Here is a 14,906-nt window from a genome sequence, read left to right as displayed (position 1 = left end):
GCCTTCGTGCAGAAGTGCGCGTCGGAGGAGCCTTCGACGCATGTCTCGGCGTGAAACCTGGCTCGCGGTGATCGATCGTTTCGATCCGGAGCTCTCGCCACGAAACCCTGCGTGGCGCGCGCCGCGAAGCCGGAGCCCTGCGGGGACGATCTGCGAGTGGCTGGACATTCCGCGTGGCATCCCGCGGCTCCTCGTGACGGGCACGATCGGGACGGGCAAAACCACGGAGCTCCAGCGCATCGCGGAGGAGCGGGCCGGCAAAGAGTTCGTGGTCTTCGTCGACCTCGAGCGCCATTGCTCCGAGGTCGTGCACGACGCGCAGGCGATCGAGCGCGTGAGCCCCTGGGAGGTGTGTTTCCTCATGGGCGTCGCGCTTCTTCGCGCGGCCGAGGAGCGCCTCGCGTACGTGCTCCCCGAGGAACACCGCAAGGACCTGGAAAAACGATGGGCGGCGCTCGCGGGAAGGACGAACGCGGATGCGCCGCCACAGATCGACATCGCCTCCCTCGCGAAATCAATGGTCGTGCTGGCATCTTCCACCGCCACCGGCGCGCCCGCGGCCGTAGGCACGGGGCTCCAGCTCCTCAAGGCCGGCGCCGAGGCCGTGAAATGGACGGCGCCTTTTGGCAGGACGCAGAAAGCGCTCGCGGATCAGGAGTCCGACGTCCAGGCCCTGCTCGATTGCGTCAACACGCTGATTGGCCTGGTACAACAGCGCGGCTCGCGTGTCCTCTTCATCATCGACGGGCTCGACCGGATCCGCGATTTCAACCGCGCGAAGGCGCTCTTCCTGGACTCGGTGCTCATCTCGCAGCTCGCCTGCCCCATGGTGATCTGCGGGCCGTTCGCGCTCCGGCACCACCCGGCGACGGCGGCGATCCGAGGGTTTCACGACGTCCCGTCGCTCGTCAATGAGCCGGTCCTCCGCAAGGACAAGCCGAGGGAGCTGGGACCAGGCGTGGCGTTCTTCCGGGAGCTCTTCGCGCGACGCGTGGCCGATCTCCCAGGCGGACCCGATCTCTTCACGCCCCAGCAGATCGACAAGCTCGCCTACCATTCCGGCGGTCGAGCGCGGGAGTTCGTGAAATTCGTCTTTCGTATCGCCGGGCTCGCCCATCGTGAAGACCTCGCACAGGCAACGGACGAACTCGTGGAGCGTGTCCTCGAAGAGGCGCGGCGACAGCGGGAGACGGGGCTCAACAAGGGTCACATTCGGACGCTGGAGGAAATCGCAAAGGACCCGGACCATCGGCTGCCCGAAGGAAACCTGGCGCAGGAGCTCCTCACGTACGGCACGCTCTTGCCGTATCCGAACGACTCGGAGTGGTATTTCCCGCATCCGCTCCTCCTCCGCCACATGATCAAATTGTGAGCGACTGGATCGAAGAGATCCGTCTGGGGCTCCGGCTGAGCCCGCGAGGCGTCCTCATCCTGGTGGACGAAGCGGTGCCCGAGCGGCTCGGCGGTCTCGTGCGCGCGCTCCTCGTCGATCACCCCGATCTCGAAGTGCTGGCGAAGCCAAGCGGGCTGATGGATCTCCCCGACGGCTCGGCCGTGGTGCTCGTCCCCGAGGCGGAGGACGCGTTTTGGCTCAACATGAACCGGCCGGTCTTCGCGCGGAAATCGCTGAAGGTCGTCCTCTTCTGCCGGCGCGAGGTCACGGAGGTGCTGGCTCGGGAGGCGCCCGACTTTTACGATTGGATCGCGCAGCGGCACGAGTGCCCGCCCGGCGTCGCAGAGCATGCGGTTTTTGGCATCCGGCAGGCACTCCGGTGTCGGGCGCCGGGGATCTTGTTTGCACACGCGGACAAGCTTTACCGGAAAGACCCGCAAGAGCGCATCGAGCGGTTCGAGCAAGTCTTTCGGGAGGCTCTGCCGGGACGGACGATCCGGTGGATCGATACGATGAAGGCTTATGCCGAGGTCGTGTCGGAGATCCAGAATGCGGGGCGGGCGTGGGTCGCGTGCGACGCCGTGGGATACGAGCATGCCGCGCGGTTCCGGTGGGCGCTCGCGGAGGCGCGGCGCAAGACGCGGGCGATCCTGCTCGTCCCCAATTACTACCAGGATCGCTTCTGGAACATCTCGGACCATGTCTGGGGCCCCCTCGACATGGTGACGAAGCACCTTGCAAACGCAGGCGCGAGACACCCAGGAAGGCTGGCTGCGGTCTCCGGACAGGAGACGGGCGTGATCGGATGCCTGATCGGCCTATTGTCCAGGGGATATGCCGAGGAGGAGCTACTCGCGGCGATGCTCCGCTCCACGGATGCGGCTGCAGGTCTCGGCGAGAGAATCCTGAGCGCCGGCCTCGCGCGGGCGCCCATTCAAGGTTATTTCATCCCTCCACACGTCCAGCGCCACCTCGGCAAACGCATCGGGCTGTGGAGCCTCTCGCGCCGCCCCGCCCGGAAGGTCGAGGGTATTGAAATCTTGGACGGGAACGGCGGGTTTCCTCTCCTCATCGACCGCGCGCCCCGGATCGAATTCCTCCTCTGCCAGGGCGAGCGTACGCCGGAGCGCTGGATCGAGCTCTCGCGGCTCGCGTACGACCATGGCGACTTCGACGCTGCGCAGACGTGGGCGAGCCGAGCGCTGGAGATACAGGAAAGCGCAATCGGATATTTCTTGCAGGGAATCGCCCTGACGGAGCTCTCGCACTTGAACTGGGAAGCAGGTCATCCTGCCGCGGCGACGCTACGTCGGGCGGGCGTGCAGGCGCTCATCCACGCAGAGCCGATGCTCGATGGCGACATGCCGCCCGAGGACCTGCTCACGCTTTATTCGCTGCTGGCCGAGATCGGATTCGAGATCGGCGTCGACCCGAGCCACGTCTGGCAGCTCCAGCGTGCGCTCATGCTCGTGGACGAGCCGCGCACCCGACCGAAAGATCTGCGGCGCATCGCGGGTCTCCTCCGACGTACGGGCGACGTGGAGCGCGCCGAGGCGATCCTGAAGGCGACGCTGGACAAGACGAAGGATCACCAAGAGCGCGCCAAGCTTCGTTTCTCGCTCGCATGGTGCGCGTTCACGCGAAGGAGCTTCGACGAGGCCGATACCATGGCGGAGGGCATCGCCAAAGAGATTGCCGGCCGAGGGGGATCGGCGTACGAGCGATTGCTGCTCGACATCGACAAATTCCGGATGCGACTGCGTCTGGAACGCGGTGAGCCTCGCGAGGCCCTCACCGTCGCAGATGCCTCCTTGAAACGCGAAACTCCTTATGCGTGGTCAATCCGGGGGGAAGGCGGCCATCGCATTCCTCTCGTCGCCATCGCGCTCAACCGCTCGGGACGCGCAGCGGACGCCGAGGTCTTGCTCCGCAAGCTCCTCGCGCTCCCGGTCGAGGTGGACCTCGACGCACGATTCCTCGGTCTCGTGTCCCGCGATGCGCTCGTCGCGTTCGTGCACGACACACGTCTTCTCCTTGGGATGCACCCGGAGGCCCGAAAGGAACTCTGGAACGAGCTCGCCGCCGCCCTCCGCGCCCAGGGTCGCCACCTCGAAGCCGCCGAGGTCGAAGCCCAACGCGACCAGGATCTCGACGAACCCCCGCCCGCCTCGTGACCTTGACACCCCCCCGAGCCCATGCCTCGGCTCCGCCGCACGCACGGCCGTCCCTCGCCGCCTCCCCTGCCCCTCGTGCGTCACGCACGACGGTGCATCGACGTAAGGATCCACCCCCGCGCGCCACGCAAGATGGTCCCTCGGCGCCCCGAGTGACCTCCGTGCGTCACGCACGCCCCTGCCTTCCTCGCGCCCAGCACCCCCCGTGCGCCACGCAAGATCCCTCCTCCCCGCGTCGATCCCCCCTCTTGCGTAACGCACGTCGCTCGCTCCCTCCTTCGAGCGACGCTCTCTCGCCGTCCGTCAGCCCTCGCCGCCCCCCGACCCCTCGTCCTCGCCGTCGTCGTCCTTCCGCTTCCGGCGCGGCTTCGTCGCCGTGAGGAACGACGCGACCCGTTTCGGCTGCCCGGGAAAGAGCTGGAGCAGCGCGCCCTCCAGCTTGTCGATCTCCACGTTGATCTCGCCGATGTAGAGCAGCTCCGACGTCCCTTGCATCGCGAGCGCCGACATCCCCGCCTCGCGCTCCTTGCTGTTCGCCTCCAGCGTGTCCGTCGCGCTCGTCAGCCGAGGCGTCCACTTCTCCGCGAGCGCCGACCCCGGCTCCCGCCCGAGCTCCTCGATCCACGCGCGCCCCTGCTTCACCTCCCGATCGATCCCGAACGCCTGCGCGTCCGACGGGGTCACGCCCACGAAGAACCGCGTGTAGGGCGGCCGATCGCGCCGCCCTTCCGACTCGTTGACGACATATCGACCGAAGCTCGCCGTCTCCGCGTCCCAGCGCGCGTCGGCCACGAAGAGCCGCGCCCTCGCCCGCCCGAGCGTACGCTCCCGCGCGCGGCGCTGCGCGGCGAGCCCGTCCCCCTTCTGCGCCAGCGCATCCCATAACGGCGCGAGCGGCCGCGTGATCGGATCGCTGTCGAGCGCGCTCGTGATCGCGGCGCAGATATCAGCGGCGGTCTGGGCCGCCATGTCTTCGCGGAGATGTGTGGCCATACGCTCCTCTCTGCGCGGCGAAGCTACCATGCACGGGCGCCGCGCCGTCAACCGTCGCCGGAATGTCGACCCCCGGGCCTTCGTTTGGTAACGTGCACATTCCGCCAGGGGATGCGGGGAAGCGCATGTCGAGCACGCACAAGGACCTCAAGGTCCGCATGGTCCAACAGCTCGCCGACGTCTTCGGCCGCGTCGTCGGCTTGAAGCGCGCGGGACGGCTCGACGAGGCGGTGGAGCTCGTCCAAACGACCTCGCTCCATCTGTTCGGCCCCATGTGGGAAACGCTGACGCGGCACGACGCTTCGAGCGCGGCGATGATGCTCGGCAGCCGCGAGAAGGTCTCGGCCTGCGCAATGCTCACCCAGCACCGGGCCGAGCTCGATGATCTGCGCGGCGAGGTGTGGAAGGCGCAGGCGGGCTACAAACGCGCCCTCGAGCTCCACCTCGAAGCGGCGCGGCTCGGCGCCGACGTGGACGTGGCGACGCGCTCGGCGCTGAAGGCGCTCCGGCCGCGCGTCGACGAGTCGAAGCTCTCGAAATCGTACCAGATGCAGCTCGAACGAATCGACGGGCACCGCTGAACCGCCGAGGCGCTTGACAGGGCCGAGGAACTTCCGTGTCCTCGCGTCACTCCTCCACGCCATGCTGAGCGCTCGCCTCCTTCCGCTCCTTTGCCTCGCCACCGTCGCCGCGTGCCGCACGCCCGACAGCGCTTCGCCTCCGCCGCCCGCGACGGCCTCCGCCGCGCCGCCCCCGAGCGCCGCGCCCGCCCCCGCGCCTTCCGCGAGCGCCGCGGCCCCCGTCTCCGCGGCCCCGCCCGAGCCTTGTGGCGAGATGGGCTGCATGCTCTACGACACGCCCAAGGACGCGTTTGCCGCGATCCTCGCGGAAAACCCGCTCATCCTCGGCATCGGCGAGTCGCACGCGCAGAAGGGCAAGGAGGGCATCCCCACGGCCACGAAGCGCTTCACCGAGACGTTTTTGCCCATGGTCGCGGGCAAAGCGAGCGACATCGTGCTCGAGATCTGGGTGTCCGAGGGGAAATGCGGGAAGGAAAAAGAGGCGCAAGTCGCCGAGCAGCAGAAGCCCGTCACGCAGAGCCAAGCCAAGACGAACCAGAACGAGTTCGTCACGCTCGGCGACGCGGCGTACGCGCTCGGCGTGAAGCCCCATATCCTGCGCGCGAGCTGCGCCGATTACGACGCGATCGTGAAGGCGGGGCCGGATTCGGTCCTCGTGATGCTGGAGATGATCGCGCGGCTCATGGATGAAAAGGCCAAGTCCCTCGCCTCGCGCAACGCGAACGCCGGCGCGGGGAAGATGGTCCTCACGTACGGCGGCGCCATTCACAACGACCTCACCGCGCGCCCCGGACGCGAGAAGTGGACGTTCGGGCCGGATCTCGCGGCCGCCACGGCAGACCGGTACGTCGAGCTCGATCTCGTGGTGCCCGAGTTCATTCAAGACAACGACGCGTGGAAGGCGCTGCCCTGGATGCCGCATTTCAAGCGAGACGCGCATCCCACGAAGACCACGGTCTTTCGGCCCGCAAAGGGCTCGTTCGTGCTGATCTTCCCGAAGACGGGACAGTAACACAGGCCACACCCCAACCCTCCGCGCGGGCGCGCATTTCTTGCCTGGCCTATTGTGCGGGAGGCCCTATTTCGTGGATGATGCGCTGCATTTGGCTTGCAGCCACTTCCATTCCGGAGGTTCGTTCCATGTTGCATCGGCGTCACCTTGCTTCGTTCACATTTTCGTCCCTCGCGCTGATCGTCGGCGCGGGCCTCGCGGGCTGCAGCGACGACCCGGCCCCGGGCACCACGAGCACGGGGTCGAGCAGCTCGTCGAGCGGTGCCGGTGGACAGGGCGGCGGCGGCACCGGCGGCGTGGGCGGCGAAGGCGGCACTGGCGGCATGGGTGGCGTGGGCGGCGGCATGGGCGGGACCGGCGGCGTCGGCGGAATCGTGTGTGAGCCCGTGGACGAGGTCTGCGGCGATAACATCGACAACAACTGCGACGGCCAGACGGACGAGGGCTGCTGCACGCCGGGCAGCACGCAGGCCTGTTACACGGGCCCCGATGGCACGATGGGCGTCGGCGCCTGCAAGGCCGGCGTCCAGACGTGCAGCCCCGACGGCCTCTCGTATGGCCCGTGCGTGGGCGAGGTCGTCCCCGGGGTCCAGACGTGCGGCCTGACCGACGAGGACTGCAATGGCGTGGTCGGCGACGGCGCGGGCTGCTTGTGCACGCCGGGCAACACGATGCCCTGCTACACGGGTCCCGCGGGTACGAAGAACGTGGGCATTTGCAAGGAAGGCACCGCGACGTGCGCGCCCGACGGCCTCTCGTACGGCGCGTGCGCGGGGCAGGTCTTGCCGCAGGCCGAGGCCTGCAATGCAGCGGACGACGATTGCGACAGCTTCGTGGACGACGGTGCGAGCTGCGCGTGCGCGCCGAACTCGACGAAGGCCTGCTACACGGGCCCGATGGGCACGTCGGGCGTCGGCCTCTGCAAGTCGGGCGTCGAGACGTGCGCGCCGGACGGCTCCGGATACGGTCCGTGCACGGGCGAGGTCCTTCCGACGCCGGAGAACTGCGCGACCACGGGCGACGACGATTGCAATGGCCAGGCGCCCGCGTGCACCGGCGACACGACCTGGGTGCGTACCTTCGGCAACAACCAGAACCAGATCGGTCTGGCCGTGGCGACCGACGCGCAGGGCAATGGCGTCTTCGTCGGCAGGTTCTCGGGGGCGATCACCCTCCCCGCGCCGATCGGCACGCTGACCGCCACGGGCAACGACAACCTCTTCGTCATCAAGTACAATTCGACGGGCACCGTCGTGTGGGCGAAGAAGTACGGCGATGCGGCCGGGCAGGACGTCACCAGCGTCGCCATCGACAGCGCGGGCGACGTGCTCATCGCGGGCGAGTTCCTCGGCACCATCAATTTCGGCGGAACGGCGCTCACGAGCAACAATGGTTCGCGCGACATCTTCGTGGCGAAGCTCGCCGCCGCCACGGGCGATCACGTCTGGAGCCAGGCGATCGCGAACGCGTACACGCAGGAGGAAGCGAGCGTCGCGGTGGACGCGGCGGACAACGTCTACGTCTCCGGCACGTTCTCGAGCAACCTCACCATCGGCGCGAACGTCATCTCGCCGATCGCGGGGGGCGGCCTCGAGGTGTTCGTCGCGAAGCTGAACAAGAGTGGCACGCCGCTCTGGGCGAAGGCGATCACCGGCCCCGGGACGCAATACGCCTACGACCTCGCGGTCTCGCCCGCGGGCGATATCGCGCTCGCCGGCGCGTTCCAGACCAGCATCGATTTCGGCGGCGGCAAGACGCTCACGAGCGCCGGCGGTTATGACATCTTCGTCGCGAAGCTCGACACGATGGGCAACCCCATCTTCGTGCTCGGCGCGGGCGACGGCGAGCTCCAGCGCGCGAACGCCGTGGCGCTCGACAGCGCGGGCAACGTGCTCGTGACCGGCGAGTACAACGGCTCGATGGACCTCGGCAACGGAACTGTCACGAGCGGCGGCTCGGAGGACGTGTTCATCGCGAAGTACAGCCCCTCGGGCTTCCACATGTGGAGCAAGGCCATGGGCGGCGTGAGCACACAGCGCGGCAAGGACATCGCGGTCGACCCATTCAACAACGTGATCGTCACGGGTCAATTCTGGGCCAGCACCGATTTCGGCAAGGGCAATGTCTCGTCGAACGGCGAGCACGACATCTTCGTCGCGAAGTACAACCCCGCCGGGACGGCGGCCTGGACCAAGAAGTTCGGCGGCGGTCTGAGCGAATCGGGCGAGACCGTCGCCGCGGACGGCAACGCCGCCGTATGGCTCGGCGGCAGCTACCGGAGCACCAACGTGCTCTTCGGCGACGGGAACTTCACGGTGAACAACGGCCAGGAGGACGTGGTTCTCATCAAGATGGCGCAGTGATCGAAGCGTAACGTCCGGACACACCATTCTTCGCACGCCCGCGGCTCGCACAGGGCCGCGGGCGTGCGCGCTTCGATCACCTCGTCACGCGTTCACTCGGGCTCGGCCTCGACGTCCGGGCTCGAGAGCGTCGGCTCCGACGGGCAGTCCCGCACCTCCGTGACGTGGGTGAACACCACGCGCTGCACGGCCTCGGGACGTGGGAAGCTCACGAGCACGTACGGATTCGTGAGCGCCTGCGTCACGAAGCAATGGTGGCCCGGCTCGAAGAGCCGGGTCTCGATCGTGAGCGTGCGCCCGTCCGTCGATCGCCCGATGTACGAGATATCCGCCTCGTAGCCGCCGGTCGGCATCGTGCCGGGCGCGTACAGAAACACCCATTCTCGCTGGAAATCGAGGCCTTCCGGCGGCGGGCTGCCGACGAAAGTCTGATACATCCGCGGCGACGTCAAGAGGGTCCGGTGCTCGCCGCGCCGCCGGCCGAAGGCGCTGACTTCGAGCTTTCGGAAAGGCAGGGCGATCTCGCCCGGGTTCGGAGCCCGCGGCGGACGTCCCGCCCCCTCCCTGGCCAAGGCATCACCGAGGGCCGTGCACGAAACGATCGCCACGAGAGCCCAGCCGAGCACGTTCTTCCGGGAAAACGTCTTCATGATTCCCCCGGGGCGAGGTGCCCGGCAAGACCCGGGCCGACCAGGCGGAGCCACGCATTCCGCTTTTCCAGCGTCGCGGACCCGGAATGTGGAATCATCCCGCCTTCCGAATTCGAAGAAACCCCAGGTTCGGGGCCGCGGGCGCGGCGCAGGGACCGTGGACGGGTCGCGCGCCGCGCGTTAGGCTCAGCCTGCCCGTCGCAAGATCCGGAGGACACGATGTTGACGATTTCTAGAGGCAAGCGCCTTTCCATCGGCCTCCCGGCCGCGCTCCTGGGTCTCTGGCTCGGATGTGGCACCCCCAGCGTCGTGCCCATGAAGAGCGGCCCGGCCCCGGCGCCGACGACGCCCGAGGAGGGCCAGAGCCCCGCGCAGTCGGCCTCGGGCGCCGAGGCACCGCCGCCGGCCTCGTGCGCGCACGGGCTCGAGGAGCGCGCCTCCGTCGATATCGCGGGCGGCGCCGCGGCCTATTTCTACGAGGACCGGCCCTCGCTCGGCCGGCTCGATTCCGGCGCGGGGTACGTGTACCTCGATCACGACACGCAAAAAGCCTTCGTGGCGCGGATCGAATCGTCGGGCGCAGCGAAGAGTGTCCACGAGATCGTGTTCCCCGACAAACACGAGCGTTCGCACGTCGTGGGGGCGTTCCGGGGGAGTGACGTCGTGGTCGCGTCCGTCGTGTATCACGCCCAGCAGGAGGCCGATATCGAGCTCGTGCGGCTCGACGCGCAGGATCGACCGCTTTGGTCGGCCCGGATCGATCCCTCGCCGCTGCTCGACGGCACGCCCGCGCTCGCGTGGGGCCGAGACGACATCGCCGTCGCCTGGACGCGTGGCCCTTACCCGATGCACGAATCGGTGCGCGTCGCGCTCGTCGACACGAAGACGGGCAAGGTCAAGCGCACGTTCGAGCTCTCCGCGGGCGAAAATCCCGGCGTTCCCTCGATCGTGTGGGACGGCGAGGCGTACTGGGTCGGCTGGCATTCGCGCGAGACGCGCGGCAATGTCGAGATCCGGCGGCTCACGGGGGAAGGGCTCACGGGCGTGGGCGCGACGCTCCAGAGCGGGCTCAATCCCGTCCTTTTGCCCACGCCGGCGGGCCTCGCCGTCGCCTGGGATCAGGACCGCAAGATATGGCTCGCAGTCCTCGACGCCGCGGGGAACCCCAAGCTTTCGCCGCGGATCGTCGCGACGCACCCCGATCCCATTGCGACGCCGCGCAAGCCCATCCTCGGCTGGGACGGCGCGCGGTTCGCGGTGGCCTACGAGGCGCATTTCCACGCGTCGGTCCTCGTCGCGCGGGGTCCGGAGGCCCTGATCACGGTCGTGGATCCGAGCGGCGCCGCCGCCCCGCCGCTGACGTTGCACGACGAGGATTCCTCCGGGGAAATGCCGGCCGTCCTGCGGACCGGGAAGGAATGGCTCGTCGTGTACAATCGGGATCGATTGCAGAAAGGGAAAACCCCGGAGATCGTGGCGGCCCGCCTCGCGTGCCGCGAGGCGCCGGCGCCGAGCGAGGTGACCTCGAACGGCCCGTGCGACGCGCGCACACGCCCCGCGCCCGAGGCCTTACGCCTGCCTCCGCGCGCAGTCGAGGCCTCCGTCCTGCAACTCGACGACGGCGCATGGGCCGCGCTCCTCTTCGAGAAGGACGAGGCGGTTTTCGTGCGCGTCGATCGTGACGGAAAAACCATCACGCGCGCTGTCCTTCCCGCGGCGACCGGGCGACGCGAACCCACGCTCGCGCGTGTCCCCGGGGGATTCGCGGCGGCGTGGATCGACGAGAATGGCGCAATCGAAGTCGGGCGGCTCGACGAGGCCGGCGCGATGCGAAAAACGACGCGCCTGCCCGGGGATCCAAAGACGAGCAAGCCCGGGCTCGCCTGGACGAGCAAGGGCCTCGTGGTCGCCTACGCGCGCGGGGGCGCGGTCGTGACGGCGCTGCTCGACGGCGCCGCGCGTATCGTCTCCCAGCCCGCGCCAGCGGCGCGAATGCCCTTCCAGCCCGGCGATTGCGCGCTCGGCCAGGGCCCGAAGGGGCTGCTCCTCGCGTGCGTGACCGGCACCGAGCGGACCGAGACCAGCGTGATCCGCGTGCTGCGCCTCGATGAGACAGGAAAGGCGATCGGCGCGCCCTCGCTCGCGTCGGAGCCCAATGCGCTCCTCCGGAATCCATTCGTGATCGGCACGGCCGAGGGCTTCTTGATTGCTTCGACCGGGCCGTTTGCCCGCGAGGTGATCACGATCGAGCTCGGGCCGAACGGCGAGGTGCGTCGGCCCGAACGGAAGCTCCTGTCGAGTTATGGGTATGGGGCGATCGGCGCTGTCGTGACCGGCAAGGACATCGCGGTCTTCGGGATCGACGGGCAGACGATCGCGGAGCGGACGGTTTGTCCGGAATGACGGTCAGGCCGAAGCGCTGACGCGGAGGGGGAATTTATCCATCGTGCGCATGATCGGGTGTTTCCCCCAGACCGGCTCGCCGGCGAGCTCGATCTTGGGGTACCGCGCGAGGAGGCTCTGGAGCGCGATCTCGGCCTCCATGCGGGCGAGCGAGGCGCCGAGGCAGAAATGGGGGCCGAGGCCGAACCAGTGGGTCCCCGTGTGCTGGCGACGAATGTCGTACACGTTCGCGTCGGGGAGATACTCCGGATCCCGGAATGCGGACATCAGGAACATGAATACGGGCTGGCCGCGCTTGATGGAGACGTTCGCGAATTCGAACGACTCGGTCGCGTACCGAGGGAACGGCACGCGGCCGAACATGTTGTACCGGAGGGTCTCGTCGAATGCGTTGCGCGCGAGGCTCGGCTCCGCGCGCAAGATCGCGAGCTGCTCCGGGTTCTGGAGCAGCGAGAGAAGGGTCTGGTTCGTCCCGTGGTACGTGGTGTCGGTGCCGCCGACCAGAAGCCCCGCGACGAGCGAGACGAGCTCGGGATCGCTCAGCCGATCCTGCTCGTCACACGCGTTGATGAGCTGGGTCATGAGGTCGTCTTCCATTGGATGCGCCCGACGGTCGGCGATGATCTCGCGCACGAGCGCCATGCCGCGCGAGACCGGCGGCATGCAAGCCGCGAATCGCTCGGGGGGGAGCCCCGGGATGATCGTGGAGATGAGGCTCTCCGCGAAGGCGATGAACTCCGGCTCGTGGTTCGGGGGGATGTTGAGGACGCTGGCGATCACGCGAACGGGGTATTGCCGCGTGTAATCCGAGGAGACGTCGATCACCCCCTCGAGAGGAAACTTCTCGAGCAGCCCCTCGATGATGGCCTTCACCTTCGGGCGGTGCACCTCGACCGCGCGCGGGCCGAACGCTGGGTTCAGGAGCCTGCGCAGCCGCGCGTGCGCCTCCGAGGGGACCATGAAGAGGTCATTTTCGCGCAGCGTCGCGAAGTCGGGATAGGCGGCCTTCAATTCTTGCGGGAAGCCGGCCCCGAGGGTGGGATCGTGTCCCAGCCGGGCGTCCCTCATCAGGGCAATGCAATCCTTGTAACGGAAGAAGACCGGCCCGCCTCCCTGCTCCCAGTAGTATACGGGAGCCTCTTCACGAAAGCGGGCGAGCAAGGGGTACGGATCCTTCGCGTAGGAAGGATCCATCGGATCGTAACGCAGAGGAGGGATCGTCGTCGTCATCATGGGCGTATTCATAGCACGCCATGATGCGCATGACTGACGTGGAAAATTACTGCACGAGAATCATCGAGCTGCGTGGAGGGAGGTTTACAGTGGGACCACTCACGGTCTGACCCGTGAGCAAGTTCGTGAGGTTGCCGCTCGGCAGGTTCCCGACGGAGCCCTCCATGTCGCCGCGGTTGATGGCGACGTAGACGGTCTCGGTCGCGTGCACCATCTTGTAGGCCATCGTATCGGCCGAGGCCCAGAGCGACGAGCGCTTGCCACGACGAAGCGCGATGTGATCCTTGCGGATTTGCCCGAGCTTTTCGAGGTGCGTGCGTAGCCAGGTCTGGCCGGTGGAGTAACCGTTCCATTGCATGAAACGCCGGTTGTCCGGGTCACCCGCGCCGGGCAGGCCGATCTCGTCGCCGTAATAGATGAGCGGCACGCCGCGCGTGGTCATGATGAGCGTGAACCCGTTCGCCATGCGCTCGAATGCGTCCGTCCCGGAGGGCAAGCCCGGCTGGTTTTGCCAGTTCATGTTCTTGCCGCCGTCCCAGGCGTCGCTCCAGAGCGGCGTTTGCTGGGCCAGGTGAATGACGCGCGGCAGGTCGTGATTGCCGATGAACGTGCTCATGACGCCATTGCCGTAGGCGTCGTCGTTGCCGTTCAGGAAGCCTTCGAGATCTTGCATCGTGCCCTGGCGCATGAGGACCTTCGAGCAGATCTCGGCGCGGAGCGGGAAGTCGAACTGGCCGTCGAGCATGGTGGACGGATTGACGTATTTCTTGATGAGCGATTTATCGCCGGTGTACGTCTCGCCGACCATGTAGAAATGCTTGCCCGTGACCGCGTCGATCTCGGCCGTCACACGCGAGCGGAGATCGGTGAGCCACGACATGTGCATGTGCTTCAGCGCGTCGAGGCGGAAGCCGTCGATGCCGGTCTGCTGCCACCACCAGACCATGTTGTCGATGCTGTACTTGCGCGCCGCCGCGTTCTCGTAATTGAAATCGGGCAGATACGGCGTGAACCAGCATTTCTCGGTGGTCGCGCCGTCCCAGGAGCAGCCCTCGCCGCAGACGCAGTTGCCGCCGCTGCCGTTCGTGTTCGGCCAGAACCAGCTCGCGTTGTCCTTGTAGACCTGGGCCGAGTCGTGCGCGTGGTTCGCCGCGTAATCGATGAGGACGGTGATGTTCACGTTGTGCGCCTCGTCGACGAGCTCCTTGAGCTTCGCCATCGTGCCAAAACGCTCCTCGGCCTTGTAGAAATCCTTCGGCCAGTAGCCGTGGTAAGCGCTGTAGTTCTTGCCGTCGTTGCCGAAGCCGGCGAGCTCGGTGTTGTCGATCGGGACCGTGAGCCAGAGCGAGTTCACGCCGAGCTTCGTGAAATACCCCTCCTTGATCTTGTTGATCACGCCCTGCCAGTCGCCACCCTGGTAGTTGGACGCCTGCGGGACGTTCGCCACGGGCGCGCCGTTGTTCGAGGCGTCGCCGTCAAGGAAGCGGTCCACGAAGACGAAATAAAGCACTGCATCGCGCCAGGCCTCGACGGGGCTGTTCTCCGGCGGATCGTCGCACGTCCAGGGGTCACAGGTCGTGAGCGAGACGAGGCTGTTTTTCCCGCCGAACCCATCGTCGATCGTGTTCGGATTGCCCGGATCGGTGATCCAGTTGCTGCCGTCGATGACGAACTTGTACTGGACGGGCTGGTTGTACGGGATCGGGACGGTGGCCTCCCATTGCCCGTTCGCCTTCTCCAGGGGTACGCCGACGTCCCAGCCGTCCGCCGCGAAGTTTCCGCGCACGACGACGCTGCTCTGGCCCATGTCGGCGAGCGTGAAGAGGTAATCGCAGCGCTTCAAGCTATCGTCACACATGGGCGGGCCCGGAGGCTCGCCGCCGCCCGCGCCGCCCTGGCCGGGGCCGCCCGCGCCGACGCCGGAGCCGGAGCCGCTGAGCACCGGGGGTTTTTCCCCCGGATCGTAGCCGCCGAATCCATCGGGCGGCTGGTAGCCATTGAGGTCGTCGCTCGAGCACGACGCCGCGCCGAGCAAGGGCGCGACGAGGAGGCCCGAGAGGGCGAGCGCTGTGAACGTGTTCATCGAAGTTTTCATTCGGAGGCC

The 14,906-nt window shown here is 67.5% G+C and carries 10 protein-coding genes; 6 read left to right on the top strand and 4 right to left on the bottom strand.

Annotated features, from left to right (window positions below; genetic code table 11):
* Positions 1 to 40 precede the first annotated feature (40 nt).
* Together KEG38_RS12515 and KEG38_RS12510 are read left to right on the top strand one after the other, a co-directional pair.
* Entirely contained in the window at positions 41 to 1,372 is a 1,332-nt protein-coding gene (locus KEG38_RS12515; protein WP_272419623.1) for an AAA family ATPase, read from the top strand.
* The gene (locus KEG38_RS12510) at positions 1,369 to 3,567 is read left to right on the top strand and encodes a tetratricopeptide repeat protein (protein WP_272419622.1); all 2,199 of its coding nucleotides are present in this window, start codon (positions 1,369 to 1,371) and stop codon (positions 3,565 to 3,567) included. Before KEG38_RS12515 ends, KEG38_RS12510 begins: the two co-directional genes overlap by 4 nt.
* Before the next feature lie 303 nt (positions 3,568 to 3,870).
* Here KEG38_RS12510 and KEG38_RS12505 read toward each other — a convergent pair whose 3' ends face one another.
* Positions 3,871 to 4,560 carry a hypothetical protein gene (locus KEG38_RS12505; RefSeq protein WP_272419621.1) on the bottom strand — a complete coding sequence of 230 codons (690 nt, stop codon included), beginning with the start codon at positions 4,558 to 4,560 and terminating at the stop codon, positions 3,871 to 3,873.
* A 125-nt stretch (positions 4,561 to 4,685) separates the two neighbouring features.
* Here KEG38_RS12505 and KEG38_RS12500 point away from each other — a divergent pair, with 125 nt between their 5' ends.
* The 3 genes from KEG38_RS12500 to KEG38_RS12490 all read left to right on the top strand — a co-directional run bounded on the left by KEG38_RS12500 (position 4,686) and on the right by KEG38_RS12490 (position 8,516).
* Positions 4,686 to 5,141: a hypothetical protein gene (locus KEG38_RS12500; protein WP_272419620.1), complete on the top strand. Its 456-nt coding sequence runs from the start codon at positions 4,686 to 4,688 to the stop codon at positions 5,139 to 5,141.
* Positions 5,142 to 5,202: 61 nt separating this feature from the next.
* A complete protein-coding gene (locus KEG38_RS12495) occupies positions 5,203 to 6,153 on the top strand; it encodes a hypothetical protein (RefSeq protein ID WP_272419619.1) in 951 nt (316 codons plus the stop codon).
* Positions 6,154 to 6,281: 128 nt separating this feature from the next.
* Positions 6,282 to 8,516: an NHL repeat-containing protein gene (locus KEG38_RS12490; RefSeq protein ID WP_272419618.1), complete on the top strand. Its 2,235-nt coding sequence runs from the start codon at positions 6,282 to 6,284 to the stop codon at positions 8,514 to 8,516.
* A 92-nt stretch (positions 8,517 to 8,608) separates the two neighbouring features.
* On the opposite strand, the gene KEG38_RS12485 is transcribed toward KEG38_RS12490, so the two are convergent.
* Positions 8,609 to 9,166: a protease complex subunit PrcB family protein gene (locus KEG38_RS12485; RefSeq protein ID WP_272419617.1), complete on the bottom strand. Its 558-nt coding sequence runs from the start codon at positions 9,164 to 9,166 to the stop codon at positions 8,609 to 8,611.
* A 219-nt stretch (positions 9,167 to 9,385) separates the two neighbouring features.
* Between KEG38_RS12485 and KEG38_RS12480 the strand changes: the two genes are divergently transcribed.
* Positions 9,386 to 11,569, top strand: a complete 2,184-nt coding sequence (locus tag KEG38_RS12480; protein ID WP_272419615.1) for a hypothetical protein — start codon at positions 9,386 to 9,388, stop codon at positions 11,567 to 11,569.
* A 3-nt stretch (positions 11,570 to 11,572) separates the two neighbouring features.
* Here the strand turns inward: KEG38_RS12480 and KEG38_RS12475 are convergent, their stop codons facing one another.
* Both KEG38_RS12475 and KEG38_RS12470 read right to left on the bottom strand, forming a co-directional pair.
* Positions 11,573 to 12,802 carry a cytochrome P450 gene (locus tag KEG38_RS12475; RefSeq protein ID WP_272419614.1) on the bottom strand — a complete coding sequence of 410 codons (1,230 nt, stop codon included), beginning with the start codon at positions 12,800 to 12,802 and terminating at the stop codon, positions 11,573 to 11,575.
* A 46-nt stretch (positions 12,803 to 12,848) separates the two neighbouring features.
* Positions 12,849 to 14,885 carry an alpha-amylase family glycosyl hydrolase gene (locus KEG38_RS12470; protein ID WP_272419613.1) on the bottom strand — a complete coding sequence of 679 codons (2,037 nt, stop codon included), beginning with the start codon at positions 14,883 to 14,885 and terminating at the stop codon, positions 12,849 to 12,851.
* Positions 14,886 to 14,906 lie beyond the last annotated feature (21 nt).

Source organism: Polyangium jinanense, assembly GCF_028435265.1.
Classification (GTDB): Bacteria; Myxococcota_A; Polyangia; order Polyangiales; family Polyangiaceae; genus Polyangium; species Polyangium jinanense.
This window is presented reverse-complemented; position numbering and strand designations above follow the sequence as displayed.

Excerpts from the sequence above, each read along its gene's own strand:
- KEG38_RS12515 (WP_272419623.1), top strand. The coding sequence starts at position 41 with ATGTCTCGGCGTGAAACCTGGCTCGCGGTGATCGATCGTTTCGATCCG.
- KEG38_RS12505 (WP_272419621.1), bottom strand. The coding sequence starts at position 4,560 with ATGGCCACACATCTCCGCGAAGACATGGCGGCCCAGACCGCCGCTGAT.
- KEG38_RS12500 (WP_272419620.1), top strand. The coding sequence starts at position 4,686 with ATGTCGAGCACGCACAAGGACCTCAAGGTCCGCATGGTCCAACAGCTC.
- KEG38_RS12495 (WP_272419619.1), top strand. The coding sequence starts at position 5,203 with ATGCTGAGCGCTCGCCTCCTTCCGCTCCTTTGCCTCGCCACCGTCGCC.
- KEG38_RS12490 (WP_272419618.1), top strand. The coding sequence starts at position 6,282 with ATGTTGCATCGGCGTCACCTTGCTTCGTTCACATTTTCGTCCCTCGCG.
- KEG38_RS12485 (WP_272419617.1), bottom strand. The coding sequence starts at position 9,166 with ATGAAGACGTTTTCCCGGAAGAACGTGCTCGGCTGGGCTCTCGTGGCG.
- KEG38_RS12480 (WP_272419615.1), top strand. The coding sequence starts at position 9,386 with ATGTTGACGATTTCTAGAGGCAAGCGCCTTTCCATCGGCCTCCCGGCC.
- KEG38_RS12475 (WP_272419614.1), bottom strand. The coding sequence starts at position 12,802 with ATGATGACGACGACGATCCCTCCTCTGCGTTACGATCCGATGGATCCT.
- KEG38_RS12470 (WP_272419613.1), bottom strand. The coding sequence starts at position 14,885 with ATGAACACGTTCACAGCGCTCGCCCTCTCGGGCCTCCTCGTCGCGCCC.